We start from the raw sequence: 18,053 nt of genomic DNA, 5'->3' as shown, positions 1-18,053 counted from the left end.
TTATGGATATTATTCCTGCTAACTTTACTCAAGCTAACAGAAATTGCGTACAGCCTGTCAGCTCCGAATCAGGTTCAAAGAGAGGAGGAGTAGCGCAGGCATCGCAACCAGTGCGATATTCTGACAATGTGTGCGTACGATTGTATTCACAGTAACTCCTACCCTAAACAGGGACTATCCATAATCACGAAAAGAAATTATTTATCCTTTCGTTCGATAACTAATGTTATAAACGTCTAAGCGATGACAAACAAGCACCAAAATTAAATAAGTGATTTGGGTTACATCACAACCGATAACTAGCATATTAAGCTGCTTTTTCAATTTAAATTCAGAACTATCAACTTAACAAGTCAACAACAAGTGCTGCCATTCAACATATTGGGCAAACCACAAACAACACGCACAAAAAAGGAGCCATCAGGCTCCTTTATAGTATTGCGCTATTTAATAACGCTTACAGTGCAACACCAATATTACTGACGGGTTCATCACGTAGCTCTTCACGTAGGCTACGAATTAATTCAATGTCACGCTTTTCTGCATCTTTTAGTGCACGGAAAATAGCCCACTGCACATCCCACTCTTCACATACGGCTTCATTTCCTTTCTGATTCTCGTGAGTGATTTCCTCACCAGAACGTGCTGTTTCTAAATCAGCAACGGTTTCTGCAGACAAGGTACTGATCTTATTGATAGTCTCAAGCATTAGATCGCGATCAAGTATTGCATGAAGTAAATCCGCTAAAGCAACACAAGCATCAATCGCTGGGTTAACCGCATAAATATCAAAATCATCTGCGCTCGGCACAAGATCTTCTAACTTTTCTAGCTGCTTTTCGAAATTAATTTTCGCTGACTTAACCGTTAAAATTTCCCAGATACTATCGAGGATGATTCGGTACGTATAAGCATCAGCAAACTCCGTTTCCTCACAGAACAGCACATAATTGGGATACATACGTTCACATAGCGACACCATAAAAGTAAGGTGTTGCCACGGTTCTAATTTCTCTAAACGAAGCTGAACTGGATTTTTTAACATGGAATAATCTGCGATAGTGGTTTGCAACGAATTCTACTTGATAATACCAAGCTGAACAATTAACTACGGGTTTCAACAGCAAGATCGATAAGATTCATATCATAAACATTGGCACAAAAGGAAAATGGCATGCACCAGGTACTGATCGTCTCTCGTCAACACCGAACCTACCGTGATTTATTGGCTAAAGCCGCTTTGCCTGATCTTTCAATAACAGACGATCCTCAGCAAGCCACTATCATTTTAGCGGATCCGCCACGCATTGCATCTCAGCTAGGCGATTACCCGCAACTCAAGTGGCTACAATCGACATTCGCGGGCGTTGATGCACTCACCAAACCAGCATTACGCCGTGATTACTGCTTAACCAATGTGCGAGGCTACTTTGGCCAACTGATCAGCGAATATGTACTGGGCTTTTTAATCGACCGTTTCCGCCATATTAGCCATTACCAGCAGCTGCATCATCAGCAGCAGTGGCAACCTCAGCCCTATCGTTCTTTAGCTGATCTCAAGATGGTTATTCTAGGTACAGGGTCAATCGGTGCCCATCTTGCTCAGGCTTGCCAAGCGCTAGGGCTCGATGTCATCGGAGTGAATCGCAGTGGCCACGCTGCATCACCAGCGTTTAATCGTAACTATTCGTATAACCAACTCTCAGATGCCTTTTCTGAAGCCGATATCATCGTATCGACATTACCGGCGACAGATAACACCAATGATATTCTTAATACAGATAGTCTAAGCTACTGCCAAGGTGCGTTACTCTTTAATGTGGGGCGAGGTAACGCCATTTGCGAACACGGTTTATTAACAGCGATCAATAATGGTGCAATAGCCCATGCTTACCTTGATGTATTCAAGCAAGAACCCCTGCCCCCTGCCCATCCTTTCTGGGGGCATAGTCAGATCACAATTACTCCTCATATCGCCGCTGAAAGTTTTCCGGATCAAGTCATGACCATTTTTACGAAGAATTATCATCAATACCGCCAGCAACTGCCCTTAGAATATCAAGTCGATTTCGACCAAGGCTATTAAGATGGCAACGCAACAATTTAGTAACTTACTGGATCGTGTGCGAGCGTGCACGATCTGCCAGGATCATCTCAGTCATGGTGTACGTCCGATCATTCAAGCAAGCCCGAAAGCCAAGCTTCTGATCATAGGGCAGGCGCCGGGTCTTCGCGTGCATGAAAGTGGCATTCCTTGGAATGATCCCAGCGGGGAGCGGTTACGCCGCTGGCTCAATCTGCCATCTGAAATATTCTATAACGAGACACAAATCGCCATTGTTCCGATGGGCCTTTGCTATCCAGGTAAAGGGAAATCCGGTGACTTACCGCCACGACCAGAATGTGCATCGCTTTGGCATCCGCAACTATTGCCAGCCCTGCCCAATGTGGGCATGACATTACTGATTGGCCAGTATGCGCAGAATTATTACCTCAGTGATAAACCAAAGACCCTGACAGAAACAGTCAAGCAATGGCAAACATGGGCACCCCGCTATTTACCTTTACCCCATCCATCACCGCGCAATACGCTATGGCTAAAACGTAATCCCTGGTTTGAAGATGAGGTGGTGCCTTATATTCGTGATTACGTCCACCAGCATCTAAAGCTGTAACCGCTTCTCTTAGCATAAAAAAGCCCACACCGTAAAACGGCATGGGCTCTTCAATAGTATTGATGTAACGCGTTGCCTCAAACTGCTGGGGTTATGAGCAAAGCGTCAGCGTACTATTTGTGGTACGGCTTCGACAGCTCGTGGACCGCGTCAACAAACACACCTGCATTTTCAGGCGGCACATCAAGGTGGATGCCATGACCAAGGTTAAACACGTGGCCTGTACCTTCATCGCCATATCCTTCAAGGATAGTAGCCACTTCTTGGCGAATACGCTCAGGCTGGGCGTAAAGCATTGAAGGATCCATATTGCCTTGTAGAGCAACTTTATCACCAATGCGCGCTTTCGCATCTGCGATATTAATCGTCCAGTCTAGGCCAACCGCATCACAACCTGTCGCTGCAATTTGCTCTAACCACATACCACCATTTTTGGTGAACAAGGTGACAGGTACACGACGACCTTCATTTTCACGGATCAGTGCATCAACAATTTTGTGCATGTAACGCAGTGAGAATTCGTTGTAATCGCGTGGCGTTAATACACCACCCCATGTATCAAATACCATTACAGATTGCGCACCCGCTTTAATTTGCGCATTCAGGTATTCAATCACGCTATCTGCTAGCTTATCAAGTAACAGGTGCAGGGTTTGTGGCTCTGCGTACATCATCTTCTTGATCTTAGTGAACGCTTTCGAGCTGCCACCTTCAACCATGTATGTCGCTAGTGTCCATGGACTACCAGAAAAGCCAATCAACGGTACTTCGCCTTGCAGATCTTTACGGATCTGACGAACGGCGTTCATCACGTATTGCAGCTCGCCTTCTGGATCGGGCAGGCCAATCTTCTCTACGTCTGCTTTACAGGTAATTGGGCGCTCAAATTTAGGGCCTTCACCCGCTTCAAAGTACAGACCAAGACCCATCGCATCTGGAATGGTCAGAATGTCCGAGAATAGGATCGCCGCATCCAGCGGGAAACGACGCAATGGCTGAAGGGTTACTTCACTTGCCAACTCAGCATTCTTACATAGCGACATGAAATCACCAGCGACGCTACGTGTTGCACGGTACTCTGGAAGATAACGGCCAGCTTGACGCATCATCCACACAGGGGTGCAATCTACAGGTTGCTTCAGCAACGCACGTAGGTAACGGTCATTCTTTAATTCGCTCATTTGAAACTCCATGGGTAAATTCTGTCGCGTATTGTATCACTCCCTAGCGGCAACAAAAGAGGGCAATTGTTAAGCAGATCAAGTTTACTGCAACATTCTCATTACTCTATTTGTGAGAACCCCACCAGACGTGATACAAAACGGACGTGCTAGCAATAATAACAACTACTTACTCTATAGAGAGTAATGATTCACACCTTTCCCTCCCATTGGAGGGTTTTTTTATATTTTCCGTTAGCACTTACACTTTAGGGTTATTCATTAACTCGAGTGATAACTCAATCAGATGCCGTGCAATCGTTCCCGCCGGGGCAACCTCGGGCATATTCTCTTTTGTCGCCCAAACCGCATCACTCAACTCGGTATAATCCGGTTTTAATTGACCACTTTGATAATCAGCCAAGAAGCCCATCATCACATTGGACGGGAATGCCCAAGGCTGACTACCAACATAACGAATATTGGCAACCGTTATCCCTGTTTCTTCTAGGACTTCACGCGCAACACATTGCTCTAAGGTTTCTCCCGCTTCGACAAAGCCCGCGATAACGGTGTACATTCCCGTTTTATGGCGAGGGTGCTGAGCAAGTAGCAATTCATGCTCTCGGCGTACAGCAACAATGACACACGGTGAAACACGCGGATAATGCTGGCTACCGCACTGCTGACACACCATGGCTAATTCTTTTGTTCCAAGCACACATGTACCGCCACAGGCAGAACAAAAGCCTTGAGTGTGGAACATGTGAGATAGTTGCGTCGCACGCCCAGCTAAATCAAATAACGCAGGCGGTAACCCAAGTAATTCTCTTTGCGTGTAAAATCCTGAACTATCAGCACCTTCAGGTGCCTCTAACCAATACACTGGGCGATTGTCGTATTCACCAATCTTGACTGCCATATCAGCACCAAACGCCAACTCTTTAGCATCTAGCAGAGGAAGAGCCCCTTGTGTAAGGTAAAGCTTACGATCTTGTACTACACACCAATACGCTAATTCTCGTTTTTTTAACATCAATGTCACATCCATCCTTGCAGGGTTTCGTTTTTACTGGCAATCTAAACTTGATAACGGAATATGAATCCGCATACAAGGTTCTCTTTATTAAGAGTTTCATGGGTATAGTATCTTGTTAGGATACTGCTAGATCATGAGGGCATGATCATGTTAAGTAAATTTGAACAAGTAAAACAACAATGGGGCGGCACCAGCGATGTTATTGATCACTGGTTAATGTCACGTCAGCAGTTGCTCATTGATTACTGTAAACTTGCAGGGCTACCACCCTTTGATAACAGTAAAAATCAACTACCTGAAGCCTCTCAATTACAGCTCTTCTCACAGCAACTCGTCGATTATATCTCAGCTGGTCATTTTAAAATCTACGACATGGTAATGGCTCGTTGGAATGATACGGGGTATTCACCAACTGAAGACATTTCTCTGCTATACGCTAAAATCACCCAAACCACTGACCCTTTATTAAACTTTGCAGATCGCTACTGTGATGCAGATGAAGCAAGCACCATGGATGATTTTGACCTGCACCTATCAGCAGTCGGTGAACTTATTGAGCAACGCTTTGCGCTAGAAGATCAACTTATCGAGCTCATTAGCGAAAGTCTGGCTTGCCCTCCGGGCGCCTAGTACTCATCATCGTCTTATATAAACGGTGAGGCAGCGATGCTGCTTCTCGTTGCGCCTGTCATATCTGAAATACTCCTCACGTGTTTCGTTGCCCTCCGCGAAACCACGTGAAGATACTCGCTGACCCCTCTTAAAATACCCATATTAATACCCACACTGCCTCTCAATATAGGGATTAATATCAGAGCATTAAACACTTCCAGCCCCCTCTGATTTCATTACAGATCCACTCCTATCAAATATTCCTGATCGCCAGAAAACAAAAAGGCATCCCGAAGGATGCCTTTTTTATATCAATCAAGTATGAATACTATGATTAATCGTCGTTCAGACCCGCATTAAGCAGTGCTGCTAGATCTTGAGTCGCTTGCTCTTGATCTACTTGAGGCGCTACTGGCTCAAGCTCTGCATTACGCTCGTTCTGACGGCGCTGGTGGTAAGAGAAACCTGTACCCGCTGGGATCAGACGACCCACGATTACGTTTTCTTTCAGACCACGAAGCTCATCACGCTTACCAGAAACCGCAGCTTCAGTAAGTACGCGCGTCGTTTCTTGGAACGATGCAGCTGAGATGAATGACTCAGTCGCTAGCGATGCTTTCGTGATACCTAGAAGGTCACGAGAGAACGTTGCGATGCGCTTACCTTCAGCTTCTAGCTGACGGTTTGCAATAGTCACACGAGAGAACTCAACTTGCTCGCCAGGTAGGAAATCAGAATCTCCAGCCACAACGATAGTTACCTTACGTAGCATTTGACGAACGATAGTCTCAATGTGCTTATCGTTAATCTTAACGCCTTGTAGACGGTAAACTTCCTGTACTTCGTTCACAATATATTCTGCTACTGCGTGAACACCACGTAGACGTAGAATATCGTGCGGAGTTTCAGGACCATCGGCGATTACATCACCACACTCAACCTTCTCACCTTCGAATACGTTCAACTGACGCCATTTATGGATCATTTCTTCGTATGCGTTGCCTTCAGCAGGCGTGATGATTAGACGACGCTTACCTTTCGTTTCTTTACCGAACGAAACCGTACCCGTGATTTCTGCAAGAATTGCAGGCTCTTTCGGTTTACGTGCTTCGAACAAGTCAGCTACGCGAGGTAGACCACCGGTGATATCTTTAGTACCACTTGATGCTTGTGGGATACGTGCAAGCGTATCACCGATACCAACCATTGCACCGTCTTCAAGCTGAACGATCGCTTTGCCAGGTAGGAAGTATTGTGCTGGCATTTCAGTGCCGGCGATCATTACATCGTTACCTTGCTCATCAACTAGCTTAACCGTTGGACGCATGTCTTTACCTGCACCAGTACGCTCAGCAGCGTCTAGTAGGGTAATCATAGACAGACCCGTTAGGTCATCAGTTTGACGAGAGATCGTCACGCCATCAATCATATCAACGAACTGGATACGACCAGCCACTTCAGTGATGATTGGCATTGTGTGCGGATCCCAGTTAGCGATTACATCGCCAGCTGCAACCAAATCACCATCGCCACGAGACAGGTGTGAACCGTAAGGTAGTTTATAGTTCTCTTTAGTACGGCCAAATTCATCAATGATGCTCATTTGAGACGCACGAGAAGTAATAACTAACTTACCATCGCTGTTTGTTACAAACTTAGCATTCTGTAGTTTCACAGAACCTTTGTTTTTAACTTGAATGCTGTTTTCCGCAGCTGCTGCAGATGCCGCACCACCGATGTGGAACGTACGCATCGTTAGCTGTGTACCTGGTTCACCGATTGATTGTGCAGCAACAACACCTACTGCTTCACCAGTGTTAACCAAGTGACCACGTGCTAGGTCACGGCCGTAACAGTTCTTACAACAACCGAAGTCATTTTCACATGTTACAACAGAGCGTACTTTAACTTGGTCGACAGAGTTCTCTTCCAGGATTTCACACCACTTCTCATCAAGAAGGGTGTTACGTGGAGCAAGAATTTCATCAGTACCAGGTTTGATAACGTCTTCAGCAACAACACGACCAAGAACACGATCGCCTAGTTGTTCTTTAACATCACCGCCTTCAACTAGTGGCATCATAGTGATACCAGCATGTGTACCACAATCATCCGCAGTAATTACTACGTCTTGTGCTACGTCTACTAGACGACGTGTTAGGTAACCGGAGTTCGCTGTCTTAAGTGCGGTATCGGCAAGACCCTTACGAGCACCGTGCGTAGAGATGAAGTACTGTAGTACGTTCAGACCTTCACGGAAGTTCGCAGTGATCGGCGTTTCGATGATTGAGCCATCCGGCTTAGCCATCAGACCACGCATACCAGCAAGCTGACGAATCTGCGCTGCAGAACCACGAGCACCAGAATCGGCCATCATGTAAACACTGTTGAACGATTTCTGTTGTTCTTCTTCACCGTCACGGTTAATAACAGTATCAAACGACAAGTTATCCATCATCGCTTTAGCAACTTGCTCATTCGCTGTTGCCCAGATATCGATAACTTTGTTGTAACGTTCGCCAGCTGTTACTAGACCAGATTGGAACTGCTCTTGGATTTCAGCAACTTCTGCTTCTGCTTCTGCGATCTTAGTGTACTTCGCGTCAGGTACAACCATATCGTCGATACCAACAGACACACCAGATAGTGCAGCGTAAGCAAAACCTGTGTACATGATTTGGTCAGCGAAGACTACAGTGTCTTTCATGCCCAATTCACGGTAACAAGTGTTAAGCAGTTTAGAAATTTGTTTCTTACCTAGTGCTTCAGTGTTCACAAGATCGTATGAAAGACCTTTAGGAACAATTTGCCATAGGATTGCACGACCAACAGTTGTATCAACAAGCTTAGTATCAGCAACTAGGTTGCCTTGCTCGTCGTAGCTGTGCTCGGTGATGCGAACTTTAACGCGAGCGTGTAGTTCTGCGTTACCAGTACGGTATGCCTTTTCAGCTTCAGATGAGCCTTCAAGGTACATGCCTTCACCCTTCGCGTTGATACGATCACGCGTCATGTAGTAAAGACCCAATACAACATCCTGAGAAGGAACGATGATCGGATCACCAGACGCTGGCGATAGGATGTTATTGGTAGACATCATCAGTGCACGTGCTTCAAGCTGTGCTTCCAGAGTTAGAGGTACGTGTACCGCCATCTGGTCACCATCGAAGTCGGCGTTGTATGCCGCACACACTAGTGGGTGAAGCTGAATCGCTTTACCTTCGATTAGTACTGGTTCAAATGCCTGAATACCTAAACGGTGCAGTGTTGGTGCACGGTTAAGCATTACTGGGTGTTCGCGGATCACTTCGTCTAGGATATCCCAAACAACAGCTTCTTCGCGCTCAACCATTTTCTTAGCAGCTTTGATTGTCGTTGCTAGGCCACGAGTCTCTAGTTTGCCGTAGATAAACGGTTTGAATAGCTCAAGTGCCATCTTCTTAGGAAGACCACACTGATGCAGACGTAAGTATGGACCTACGGTGATAACAGAACGACCTGAGTAGTCTACACGCTTACCAAGCAAGTTCTGACGGAAACGACCTTGTTTACCCTTGATCATATCAGCAAGAGATTTCAGAGGACGTTTGTTCGAACCTGTGATAGCGCGGCCACGACGACCATTATCAAGCAATGCATCAACAGACTCCTGAAGCATACGTTTTTCGTTACGTACGATAATATCAGGTGCTGCAAGATCCAGTAGACGCTTCAGACGGTTGTTACGGTTGATTACGCGACGGTACAGATCATTCAAATCTGAAGTAGCGAAACGGCCACCATCTAGCGGTACCAACGGACGAAGATCCGGCGGTAGTACTGGAAGTACAGACAGGATCATCCACTCTGGGTTGTTACCTGACTGTAGGAATGCTTCTACAAGCTTAAGACGCTTGGTCAGTTTCTTACGCTTAGTTTCAGAGTTAGTTTCTTCTAGCTCTTCGCGCATGTTTTCGATTTCAGCATTTAGGTCCATGTTGCCTAAAAGTGCTTTAACCGCTTCTGCACCCATCTTCGCGTCGAACTCATCGCCCCACTCTTCAAGTGCATCCAAGTACTGCTCTTCTGAAAGCAGTTGGCTACGCTCAAGGTTGGTCATGCCTGGTTCGATAACGACATATGATTCGAAGTAAAGAACACGTTCGATATCACGTAGCGGGATGTCCATTAACAGACCGATACGAGATGGAAGTGACTTTAAGAACCAGATGTGAGCTACAGGTGAAGCTAACTCAATGTGACCCATACGTTCGCGACGTACTTTAGTCTGAGTTACTTCAACGCCACATTTTTCACAAATAACACCGCGGTGTTTTAGGCGTTTGTATTTACCACAAAGACATTCGTAGTCTTTTACCGGGCCAAAAATACGTGCACAGAAAAGACCGTCACGCTCAGGCTTAAAGGTACGGTAGTTGATGGTTTCTGGCTTTTTAACTTCACCAAAAGACCATGAACGGATCATGTCAGGTGAAGCAAGACCGATTTTGATTGCATCAAATTCTTCGGTCTTATGTTGTGCTTTCAGAAACTTAAGTAAGTCTTTCACATTCGGCTCCTGTGAGGAGTTGACCCATAAAGGCGCCAGTCTGCTGGCGCCTTCATATATATACCGGAGTAACTAATAAGCTTGGCTAATGCCTACTTATTCGTCTTCCAGCTCGATGTTGATACCCAACGAGCGGATTTCTTTCAACAATACGTTGAAGGATTCCGGCATACCAGGTTCCATACGATGGTCGCCATCGACGATGTTTTTATACATCTTCGTACGGCCGTTAACGTCATCCGACTTAACAGTTAGCATTTCCTGTAGAGTGTAAGCAGCGCCATATGCTTCTAGCGCCCATACTTCCATCTCACCGAAACGCTGACCACCGAACTGAGCTTTACCACCCAGCGGCTGCTGAGTAACAAGGCTGTAAGAACCGGTAGAACGGGCATGCATCTTGTCATCAACCAAGTGGTTAAGTTTAAGCATGTACATGTAACCAACAGTTACAGGACGCTCAAACGCATCACCGGTGCGACCGTCAAACAGTTTCAACTGACCAGATTCTGGTAGATCACCAAGCTTAAGCAGTTCTTTGATAGATTTCTCAGGAGCACCATCAAATACAGGCGTTGCAATTGGTAGACCTTTACGTAGGTTCTGAACCAGCGTACGTACTTCATCGTCAGATAACTCTGCGATATCTACGTTCTGACGAGTTTCGCCTAGATCGTAAACTTTCTGCAGGAAGTTACGGAACTTATGAAGTTCTTGTTGCTGTTTCAGCATCTCGTTAAGTTTGTCACCGATACCTTTCGCTGCAAGACCCAAGTGAGTCTCCAGGATTTGACCGATGTTCATACGAGATGGTACACCCAGTGGGTTCAGAACGATGTCGACAGTCTGACCTTTTTCATCGTACGGCATATCTTCAACAGGGTTAATCTTAGAGATTACACCTTTGTTACCGTGACGACCCGCCATCTTATCACCAGGTTGGATACGACGTTTAACAGCTAGGTATACTTTAACAATCTTAAGTACGCCAGGTGCTAGGTCATCGCCCTGTGTGATCTTACGACGCTTGGTTTCGAATTTCTTATCGAATTCAGCTTTAAGCTCATCGTACTGCTCAGCCAACTGTTCTAGTTGGTTTTGCAGGTTTTCATCGTCAAGCGTTTGTGCAAACAGCGTTTCGCGGTTCATTGAAGACATTTTATCTTCGCTGTAACCCGCAGAAAGAAGCAGTGTACGAACACGAGCAAGAAGACCACCCTCAAGGATCTGGAATTCTTCTGTGATGTCTTTCTTCGCTTCTTTCAGCTGCATTTCTTCGATTTCAAGCGCACGCTTGTCTTTTTCTACGCCATCGCGAGTAAAGACTTGAACGTCGATGATGGTACCAGACACTGAGTTTGGTACACGTAGAGAAGAGTCTTTAACATCAGACGCTTTCTCACCGAAGATTGCACGAAGTAGCTTCTCTTCTGGAGTCAGTTGAGTTTCACCTTTAGGTGTCACTTTACCTACCAGAATGTCGCCGCCTTTAACTTCCGCACCGATGTAAACGATACCTGATTCATCCAGCTTAGATAGCGCTGCTTCACCCACGTTAGGGATATCGGCAGTGATTTCTTCTGAGCCAAGTTTAGTATCACGAGCCACACAAGATAGTTCTTGAATGTGGATAGTTGTCAGGCGATCTTCCTGTACAACACGCTCAGATACTAAGATGGAATCCTCGAAGTTGTAACCGTTCCAAGGCATGAATGCGATACGCATGTTTTGACCAAGCGCTAGCTCACCAAGGTCTGTTGAAGGACCATCAGCAAGAACATCACCACGTGCTACTGGCTCGCCAGGTAGTACAGTTGGACGCTGGTTAATACATGTGTTCTGGTTAGAACGGGTGTACTTCGTCAGGTTGTAAATGTCGATACCAGCTTCGCCAGGTACTAGCTCGCTTTCGTTAACTTTAACAACGATACGAGAAGCATCTACTGACTGAACCATACCGCCACGTTTAGCAACAGCTGTAACACCTGAGTCAACCGCTACGTTACGCTCGATACCAGTACCAACTAACGGCTTATCAGCACGTAGTGTTGGAACTGCCTGACGTTGCATGTTCGCACCCATAAGGGCACGGTTAGCATCATCGTGTTCAAGGAACGGGATTAGGGATGCCGCCACAGATACAACCTGGTTGGTTGCAACGTCCATGTATTGAACATGGTCACGTGGGTGCAGACCTGAATCACCTTTCTGACGCGCAGTGATCAGTTCGTCAGCAAAAGAACCGTCTTCGTTAAGCGCGGCATTTGCCTGTGCGATAACGTATTGACCTTCTTCGATTGCAGACAGGTATTCAATTTCTTCGGTAACTTTACCATCAACTACTTTACGGTAAGGCGTTTCAAGGAAACCATAAGGGTTACATTGAGCAAACGCTGAAAGTGAGTTGATTAGACCGATGTTTGGACCTTCAGGGGTCTCGATTGGACATAGACGACCGTAGTGAGTCGCGTGTACATCTCGAACCTCAAAGCCAGCACGTTCACGAGTCAGACCACCTGGACCAAGCGCCGAGATACGACGTTTGTGAGTAACTTCTGATAGTGGGTTGTTCTGGTCCATAAACTGAGACAGTTGTGAAGAGCCAAAGAACTCTTTTACTGCCGCAGAAATTGGCTTAGCGTTAATTAGGTCTTGAGGCATAATTGCATCAAGATCGCCTAGGCTTAGACGCTCTTTAACTGCACGCTCAACACGTACTAGACCAACGCGGAATTGGTTTTCAGCCATTTCGCCAACTGAACGGATACGACGGTTACCAAGGTGGTCGATATCATCAACTTCACCACGGCCATTACGGATCTCGATCAATTTACGCATAACATCAATGATGTCGTGCTCGTCTAGTGTGCCTGAACCTGTTGTTTCGTCACGTAGCATTGAGCTGTTGAACTTCATACGGCCTACAGCAGATAGGTCGTAACGATCTTCAGAGAAGAACAGACTTTCAAACAGTTGCTCAGCAGCTTCACGTGTTGGTGGCTCGCCAGGGCGCATCATGCGGTAGATTTCTACTAGCGCACTTAGACGATCTGTTGTGCTATCCACACGTAGTGTTTCAGACATGTATGGACCAAAGTCTAGATCGTTAGTAAATAACGTCTCAATAGACTTGTGACCTGCCTGAGAAAGCAATGCTAATGATTCTAGGCTCAATTCCTGGTTAGCTGAAACGATCAACTCACCAGTTTCTTCGTTCACGTAATCGCGAGCAGAAATTTTGCCTACAATGTATTCAACAGGTACTTCGATATGATCTACGCCGTCTTTGCCTAATTGGCGAATATGACGGGCAGTAATACGACGACCAGTTTCAACGTACACCTTACCGTTCGCTTCGATATCGAAGCTTGCAGTTTCGCCACGTAGACGATCAGGTACTAGTTCCATTACTAAAGCAGTGCCTTGAACTTCGAAGTTTACTTTATCGAAGAATAGGTCAAGGATTTCTTCAGTAGTTTTACCTAGAGCACGAAGAATGATAGAAGCTGGAAGCTTACGACGACGGTCGATACGTACGAATACGTTATCCTTAGGATCAAACTCGAAATCCAACCATGAACCACGGTATGGGATTACGCGTGCGTTATATAGCACTTTACCTGAGGAGTGGGTTTTACCCTTATCGCTGTCGAAGAAGACACCCGGGCTACGGTGCAGCTGGGATACGATAACCCTCTCGGTACCGTTAATAACGAATGTACCGTTATCTGTCATGAGCGGAATTTCGCCCATGTAAACTTCTTGTTCTTTGATGTCTTTTACGGTGCCAGCAGGCGCGTCTTTATCGTACATAACAAGACGTAGCTTCACGCGTAGTGGAGCTGAATATGTTACGCCACGAATCTGACATTCTTTAACATCGAAGACCGGCTCACCGAGACGATAGCTAACGTATTGCAGCTCGGAATTGCCGTTGTAGCTCTGAATTGGAAAAACAGAACGAAAGGCAGCTTCTAGACCGTAATGCCCTTCAGGATCCTGCTCGATGAATTTTTTAAAAGACTCAAGCTGGATCGACAGCAAGTATGGTATGTCCAACACTTGCGGACGCTTACCAAAATCCTTACGGATACGCTTTTTCTCGGTATAAGAGTAAACCATAGGTTCCTCAGATCGCTGATAAGTGATCCAAACTGTCCAACAATGGGACAGTGACTAATGACATTGTTTATTGTAGGAACAACTCTAAAGAATATAGAGCTGTTTTTTGCATGAATAATGGTTACAAAACAATGTGAAAATTACCATTACCCTACAGCGCAAAAAGGCCGGTGACATTTAGCCACCAGCCATTAGCCTAAAAAGGCTAAGAAATCAAATAATTATTTGATTTCAACAGAAGCACCAGCTTCTTCTAGCTGAGCTTTAAGAGCTTCAGCTTCAGCTTTATCTACGCCTTCTTTAACAGCAGCAGGAGCGCCGTCAACTACAGCTTTCGCTTCTTTAAGGCCAAGACCAGTTGCGCCACGTACAGCTTTGATTACTTGTACTTTTTGAGCACCAGCAGCTGTTAGGATAACGTCAAATTCAGTTTGCTCTTCAACAGCTTCTGCTGCTGCGCCGCCTGCTACTACTGCAGCTGCAGCAGTAACACCGAATTTTTCTTCCATAGCTTCGATAAGCTCAACAACTTGCATTACAGACATTTCTGCAACTGCGTCTAGGATTTGCTCGTTAGTGATAGACATAACAATTCTCTTTGAAATCAACAATTAATTTAATATAGCGTTCAGATAAAACAGAGGCAATTAAGCCGCTGCTTCTTCTTTCTGATCGCGTACAGCTGCGATAGTACGTACCAGCTTGCCAGCTGAAGCTTCTTTCATGCACATCATTAGGCGTGCAATAGCTTCGTCGTAAGTTGGTAGTGTCGCTAGAACTTCTGCGTCAACAACAGCGCCTTCGAATGCGGCTGCTTTGAACTCGAAATCTTTATTCTCTTTAGCGAAGTCTTTGAAAAGACGCGCTGCAGCACCTGGGTGCTCATTAGAGAAACCGATTAGTGAAGGACCAACAAAAACGTCTTTAAGACATTCAAAATCAGTACCTTCAACTGCGCGGCGTGCTAGTGTGTTACGAACAACTTTCAGGTAAACGCCGTTTTCACGAGCTTGTTTACGAAGAGAAGTCATCGCACCAACTGCAACACCACGAGAGTCAGCAACAACTGCAGACAGGGCACCATTGGCAGCTTCGTTGACTTCAGCAACAATTGCTTTTTTGTCTTGAAGATTTAATGCCATTGGAATAGCTCCTGGATTTTTGCTGGGTTTCCCCAGTCATTACACCACTCACTGTCAGTATGACAGGAGAGTCTTTACGGCGCAGATCCAAGATAGATATACATCAATCATGTTCTGGCACCGTCTACGTAGGTAATATTAAGTTCTTAAAAAGAACGCCTACGGTCTTTGACGAAGGCTAATTATAAAATAATCAGCCTCAGCCATGAATTTGTGAACGCCAAATTATACATCAATTTGGCGTTTCTGCAAATTATTGTGCGTTAGTGTCCAGAGTATTCTGGTCTAGCGCTACACCTGCACCCATAGTGGTAGAGATGCTTACTTTCTTAACGAAAGTACCTTTAGCTGAAGAAGGCTTAGCTTTCTTCAGTGCAACGATAAGAGCTTCTAGGTTCTCTTTAAGTTGCGCAGCATCAAAGTCCACTTTACCGATAGTAGTGTGGATGATGCCGTTTTTGTCGTTACGGTAACGAACCTGACCAGCTTTAGCATTTTTAACTGCTTGAGCAACGTTAGGAGTCACAGTACCAACTTTAGGGTTTGGCATTAGACCGCGTGGACCAAGGATAGTACCTAATTGACCAACAACGCGCATTGCATCTGGAGATGCGATAACAACGTCAAAGTCCATTACGCCTTTCTTAACTTGATCAGCAAGTTCTTCCATACCCACTAGGTCAGCGCCAGCTTCTTTCGCAGCTTCAGCGTTTGCACCTTGTGTGAATACAGCAACACGGATATCACGACCAGTACCGTGTGGTAGCACAGTTGCGCCACGTACGTTTTGGTCTGATTTACGTGCATCGATACCAAGGTTAACAGCAACGTCAACACTTTCAGTAAATTTCGCAGTAGCTAGTTCTTTAAGAAGAGCAACAGCTTCGTTGATGTCGTACTCACGAGCGATATCAACTTTTTCGCGGATTACGCGCATACGTTTAGTAAGTTTTGCCATTGTCTTAACCCTCTACCACTAGACCCATTGAACGAGCAGTACCAGCAATCGAACGCTTCATAGCTTCGATGTCAGCACCAGTCATGTCCGCAGCTTTAGTTTCTGCGATCTCTTGGATCTGAGCGTCAGTTACAGTACCAACTTTCTCAGTGTTCGGACGGCCAGAACCAGACTTAACGCCTGCAGCTTTCTTAAGAAGAACTGCTGCCGGTGGAGTCTTAGTGATGAACGTGAAAGAACGGTCATTGTATACTGTAATAACAACAGGAGTCGGTAGACCTTTCTCTAGAGAGTCAGTCTTAGCGTTGAACGCTTTACAGAATTCCATGATGTTAACGCCGTGTTGACCAAGTGCTGGACCAACCGGTGGACTAGGGTTTGCTGCACCAGCTGCAACTTGCAGCTTGATGTACGCTTCTACTTTTTTAGCCATTGCTATATACCTAAATTTGGGTTCAAACGTCTATTTTTTGAAAAACAGACTCCCCGTCTAACGAAAGGGCGCGAAATTATAATGCAATTTCACGCCCCTGACAATATCGTGCTGATTGTTTTTTGATCAGCTTTTTTCCACTTGACCGAATTCTAGCTCAACTGGCGTTGCGCGGCCGAAGATCGAGACAGATACCTTAATACGGCTCTTATCATAATCAACTTCTTCAACTGTACCGTTAAAGTCAGCAAATGGGCCATCATTAACGCGTACCACTTCACCTGGTTCAAAGACCGTTTTGTGAATTGGTGACTCACTCGCCTTCTCTAGACGATTAAGGATTGCCGCGGCCTCTTTATCAGAGATAGGCGATGGGCGATCAGACGTTCCGCCGATGAACCCCATTACACGAGGAATACTACGCACCAAGTGCCAGCTTTCATCATTCATCACCATTTGTACAAGTACATAGCCTGGGAAGAACTTGCGCTCGCTTTTGCGGCGCTGGCCTGCACGTACTTCAACCACTTCTTCTGTAGGTACTAAAACCTCATCAAATAGGTCTTCCATACCATGCATTTTGATATGTTCACGTAGTGATTGTGCCACACGGCCTTCAAAACCAGAGAAGGCCTGAACAACATACCATCGTTTTTTTGGAGCTTCGCTCATGAACTTTTACCTCACACACCGGTAACTAGGCGGACTAGACGGACCATAATGCCGTCAATGCCCCATAGGGCTAACGCCATAACAACAGTGACAGCTAGAACGATAAAGGTTGTCTGCGTAGCTTCCTGACGAGTAGGCCATACCACCTTGCGGACTTCCATGCGCGACTCACGAGCAAACGTAATCGCGGTTTTACCTTTCGCTGTAAGTGCAGCAACACCGGCAGCAGCAGCAACAAGTACTACTACAGCGCCTGCGCGCAACACTACAGAAACATCACTGTACAGGTAATTACCAACCACAGCGGCAGCGAGCAGCGCAATAACGACAACCCATTTAAGGCCATCCATATTGCTTGAGCTGCTTGGGTTTTCGGCATTCGCTTTCATACAACCAACCTGTAACTAGTCTCAATATAGACGAAAATCACCCCGCAAAAGCGAGGCAAAGAAAATGAAATTAAACGTTAACTTATTAATTAACGAACAGAAAATTTCATCTCTGCAGAATTTCTCTCTGCGCACAACGGCTAAAAAACATGCAATTTAAACGTTTAACGCAGAAAAAGGGCATCAAATGATGCCCTTTTTAGTACCGTGTCGTCAAATATTATTCAACGATAGTTGCAACAACACCAGCACCAACTGTACGGCCACCTTCACGGATAGCAAAACGTAGACCTTCATCCATC

The 18,053-nt window shown here is 45.6% G+C and carries 15 protein-coding genes; 3 read left to right on the top strand and 12 right to left on the bottom strand.

The window, feature by feature from the left end:
• Positions 1–457 precede the first annotated feature (457 nt).
• Positions 458–1,045 carry a YjaG family protein gene (locus tag ASV53_RS04515; protein ID WP_094956260.1) on the bottom strand — a complete coding sequence of 196 codons (588 nt, stop codon included), beginning with the start codon at positions 1,043–1,045 and terminating at the stop codon, positions 458–460.
• Between the two features lie 129 nt (positions 1,046–1,174).
• On the opposite strand from ASV53_RS04515, the gene ASV53_RS04510 reads away from it, so the two are divergent.
• Positions 1,175–2,086 (top strand): D-2-hydroxyacid dehydrogenase, encoded by a 912-nt coding sequence (locus ASV53_RS04510; protein WP_094956259.1) that lies wholly within the window; start codon positions 1,175–1,177, stop codon positions 2,084–2,086.
• 1 nt (position 2,087) lies between these two features.
• Entirely contained in the window at positions 2,088–2,675 is a 588-nt protein-coding gene (locus ASV53_RS04505; protein ID WP_094956258.1) for a uracil-DNA glycosylase family protein, read from the top strand.
• A 113-nt stretch (positions 2,676–2,788) separates the two neighbouring features.
• Here the strand turns inward: ASV53_RS04505 and hemE are convergent, their stop codons facing one another.
• The gene (gene hemE, locus ASV53_RS04500; RefSeq protein ID WP_062690107.1) at positions 2,789–3,856 is read right to left on the bottom strand and encodes a uroporphyrinogen decarboxylase; all 1,068 of its coding nucleotides are present in this window, start codon (positions 3,854–3,856) and stop codon (positions 2,789–2,791) included.
• A 241-nt stretch (positions 3,857–4,097) separates the two neighbouring features.
• Entirely contained in the window at positions 4,098–4,871 is a 774-nt protein-coding gene (nudC, locus tag ASV53_RS04495) for an NAD(+) diphosphatase (RefSeq protein WP_094956257.1), read from the bottom strand.
• Positions 4,872–5,021: 150 nt separating this feature from the next.
• On the opposite strand from nudC, the gene rsd reads away from it, so the two are divergent.
• A complete protein-coding gene (gene rsd, locus ASV53_RS04490) occupies positions 5,022–5,504 on the top strand; it encodes a sigma D regulator (protein WP_094956280.1) in 483 nt (160 codons plus the stop codon).
• Between the two features lie 316 nt (positions 5,505–5,820).
• Here the strand turns inward: rsd and rpoC are convergent, their stop codons facing one another.
• From rpoC to ASV53_RS04445, 9 genes are all read right to left on the bottom strand, one after another.
• Positions 5,821–10,035 (bottom strand): DNA-directed RNA polymerase subunit beta', encoded by a 4,215-nt coding sequence (rpoC, locus tag ASV53_RS04485; protein WP_094956256.1) that lies wholly within the window; start codon positions 10,033–10,035, stop codon positions 5,821–5,823.
• Positions 10,036–10,131: 96 nt separating this feature from the next.
• A complete protein-coding gene (gene rpoB, locus ASV53_RS04480) occupies positions 10,132–14,157 on the bottom strand; it encodes a DNA-directed RNA polymerase subunit beta (protein ID WP_094956255.1) in 4,026 nt (1,341 codons plus the stop codon).
• 221 nt (positions 14,158–14,378) lie between these two features.
• The gene (gene rplL, locus ASV53_RS04475) at positions 14,379–14,744 is read right to left on the bottom strand and encodes a 50S ribosomal protein L7/L12 (RefSeq protein WP_062690104.1); all 366 of its coding nucleotides are present in this window, start codon (positions 14,742–14,744) and stop codon (positions 14,379–14,381) included.
• Positions 14,745–14,804: 60 nt separating this feature from the next.
• Positions 14,805–15,299 (bottom strand): 50S ribosomal protein L10, encoded by a 495-nt coding sequence (gene rplJ, locus ASV53_RS04470; protein WP_006233765.1) that lies wholly within the window; start codon positions 15,297–15,299, stop codon positions 14,805–14,807.
• A gap of 253 nt (positions 15,300–15,552) precedes the next feature.
• On the bottom strand, positions 15,553–16,257 hold the full coding sequence (gene rplA / locus ASV53_RS04465) for a 50S ribosomal protein L1 (RefSeq protein ID WP_094956254.1): 705 nt from the start codon (positions 16,255–16,257) through the stop codon (positions 15,553–15,555).
• Positions 16,258–16,261: 4 nt separating this feature from the next.
• Positions 16,262–16,690, bottom strand: a complete 429-nt coding sequence (gene rplK, locus ASV53_RS04460; protein ID WP_062690100.1) for a 50S ribosomal protein L11 — start codon at positions 16,688–16,690, stop codon at positions 16,262–16,264.
• 126 nt (positions 16,691–16,816) lie between these two features.
• Positions 16,817–17,362 carry a transcription termination/antitermination protein NusG gene (gene nusG / locus ASV53_RS04455; protein WP_062690098.1) on the bottom strand — a complete coding sequence of 182 codons (546 nt, stop codon included), beginning with the start codon at positions 17,360–17,362 and terminating at the stop codon, positions 16,817–16,819.
• Positions 17,363–17,373: 11 nt separating this feature from the next.
• The gene (secE, locus tag ASV53_RS04450; protein ID WP_094956253.1) at positions 17,374–17,751 is read right to left on the bottom strand and encodes a preprotein translocase subunit SecE; all 378 of its coding nucleotides are present in this window, start codon (positions 17,749–17,751) and stop codon (positions 17,374–17,376) included.
• 220 nt (positions 17,752–17,971) lie between these two features.
• The coding region (locus ASV53_RS04445; protein WP_082874015.1) for an EF-Tu C-terminal domain-related protein at positions 17,972–18,053 on the bottom strand (82 nt) is incomplete at its 5' end.

The organism is Photobacterium sanguinicancri, assembly GCF_002265265.1.
GTDB classification, from domain to species: Bacteria; Pseudomonadota; Gammaproteobacteria; order Enterobacterales; family Vibrionaceae; genus Photobacterium; species Photobacterium sanguinicancri.
The sequence above is the reverse complement of the archived record's forward strand: the minus strand, read 5'-3'. Positions and strand labels throughout refer to the sequence as shown.